Origin of the sequence: Hoyosella rhizosphaerae (assembly GCF_014643175.1) — a bacterium.
Classification (GTDB): domain Bacteria; phylum Actinomycetota; class Actinomycetes; order Mycobacteriales; family Mycobacteriaceae; genus Lolliginicoccus; species Lolliginicoccus rhizosphaerae.
The window spans coordinates 1-2,435 of the sequence record NZ_BMJH01000011.1 but is presented as its reverse complement, the minus strand read 5'-3'; the positions used below and the strand labels follow the sequence as shown (position 1 = coordinate 2,435).

General features: G+C 55.8%; 2 protein-coding genes. Both read left to right on the top strand.

Annotated elements, in window-relative coordinates; all coding sequences use genetic code 11:
- The coding region (locus IEW73_RS16455) for a condensation domain-containing protein (RefSeq protein ID WP_229676088.1) at positions 1-1,737 on the top strand (1,737 nt) is incomplete at its 5' end.
- A 19-nt stretch (positions 1,738-1,756) separates the two neighbouring features.
- Positions 1,757-2,056, top strand: a complete 300-nt coding sequence (locus IEW73_RS16450; RefSeq protein ID WP_188678029.1) for a hypothetical protein — start codon at positions 1,757-1,759, stop codon at positions 2,054-2,056.
- Positions 2,057-2,435: the final 379 nt, after the last annotated feature.

Genomic DNA, 2,435 nt, shown 5'->3' with positions numbered 1-2,435 from the left:
GTGCATTTGCCGGTGCATATGGTGCCGTCGGTGGTGGTGGTGTTGGGGGCGTTGCCGTTGACAGCGAACGGCAAACTCGACCGTAAGGCTTTGCCGGAGCCTGAGTTTGGGGGTGGCCGGCAGTATGTGGCGCCGGCTGATCCGGTGGAGGGGATCATTGCTGGTGTGTTTGCTGAGGTGCTTGGTGTGGAGCAGGTCAGTGTGACGGACGGGTTTTTTGAGCTTGGTGGTAACTCGTTGTTGGCGACTCGGGTGGTTGCGCGCATCAACGATGAACTAGATAGTGACGTTGATATCCGGGCGCTGTTTGAGGCTCAGTCTGTGCGAGGATTGGCCGAGCGGACGGAGCAAGCAACAAGTGCAGGTAAGCGGTTGCCGCTGGTTCGGCGTGAGCATGATGGACCGGTACCAATTGCGCCTGCGCAGCGTCGAATGTGGGAAATGAATCAGAGTGACACAGAATCCGCGCAGTGGATTATTCCTCTGGCGCTCCGTTTAGAAGGCGAACTTGACCCGATAGCGATGGGTTTGGCTCTCCGCGACGTGATCGAGCGGCATGAACCTTTGCGCACTGTGTATCCGAATACGTCAGACGGGCCTGTCCAAGACGTAATTCCCATGAGCGAAGTTGATGTCGAGCTAGGCCGTGCAGTCGTTGCTGACCATGAGGACGTCATGGAACTAGTAACGGATTTCTGCTCGCGCGGATTCGACGTAACTACAGATCTGCCGGTGCGTGCAGTGCTGTTCGAGATCGGGCCTAAAGACCATATGCTGGCGGTGGCCATGCACCATGTGAGCGCTGATGGGTCTTCGGCTGCCCCTTTGGCACGTGATGTGATGTTGGCGTATCACGCGCGGTTGCAGGGTGAGAAACCAGCGTGGAGTCCGTTGCCGGTCCGGTACCGGGATTACGCGGTGTGGGAGCACGAACTGCTGGGAACGATGGCAGACGAGACTTCGCTGATGTTCAGTGAAGCTGAGTTTTGGCGGTCGGCTCTTGCTGACTTGCCGGCGCCACCTGAGCTTCCGGAGGACTATCCACGGCCGGAGTTCCCGTCGATGCGCGGCGATGGTTTCATTTTCGAGGTTTCTCGGGACCTTCACGGGCGCATTCACGAACTTGCCCATCACCAGGGCGTGACACCTTTTATGGTCTTGCAGGCGGCGCTTTCTCTTGTACTGGCTCGGTGGGCAAACTCGGAGGAGTTTACGACGACAACCCCAGCAGCTGGGCGTCCGGACCGAGACTTGGGTGACTTGGTTGGCATGTTCGTTAAGCACTTACCCATGAGGGTGAAAGTGGATTCGCAGCAAACCTTCGCTGCGCTTGTCCAGGATGTACAAAGCTACGCAGTGGCCGCATTTGCGCATGTGGCCTTACCGTTGGACTGGATTACGGACGTTGTCCGGACGACCACGCCAGAAGCTGGGCAACCGATATCTCGGATCGGGTTCTCGTTCCAAAACCTAGATTCAGCAGAAATTCAACTGTCCGGCTTGAAAATCTCGGGCAACTCGGTAGATCTCGGAACGACACACGTTGACCTGAATTTCATTGTTGCTGAACGACATGATGATGCAGGTAAAAAAGACGGCATGGTGGTTCGGGTCATTTATGCAGTTGACCTCTTTAAGGCTTCGACGGTCGAGAAACTTATCAAGCGATATGTCCAGTTGCTCGAATCGGTCGTGGTTGATCCCGACCTCGTAGTCGGTGATATCGAGCTCGACTAGGGTTTCCTCACGTCTTCCAATGAGCACTGCGTGGTCTGGCGGCATTTTAGGCATCGTGAATAACCGTGGGGCTACAGAAAAGCGTGCTAGCTCCTCGCGAGAACTCTTTGCGTGTTGGGGTAACCGGCAGCGGCCTGATAGTGATGACCGCCGAGAGGCATACCAAAAACGGGGCGTCGGCGGGCTTATCGTGCGAGTAATCAACGGCGTCGATCTTTTCAAAGGTGAAGCCGTCCGAAAATTTGCACAACAGTACGTCGACTTGTTGCGACTAGTGACGGCGAACCCTGAGGCAAAGTTAGGCAAAGTGGTTATTTGAACAGCCAGAAAGTGACCGCGAATCGTCGTGCGAGGCGAGACGCGTAAAGGTTGAGATTTGCTTGGCCTTGGGACGAGGGCGGCTGGTAGTAAATCTCACAAACAGTCGCTGTACTGGCACAACTTAATAACGCACGGCTTACGATGGCGAAGAGATCTCGACGATGGGGCTCTCGCTTCACAGTCATGTCTGTGCGTTGATCCCCAGCGTCGGTTGTACCCACGCGAAGGACGGTATTCACAGTGACAACCACGCCAGGCGGAGTGACACAACTTCTTCCGCAGTTGATGGCTTCTGCGTTTGAGGTGGATCCCACTGCTGTTGCGTTGGTTGAGGGTGACCGGAGTGTCTCGTATGTGAATCTGGATAAGCGCTCGTC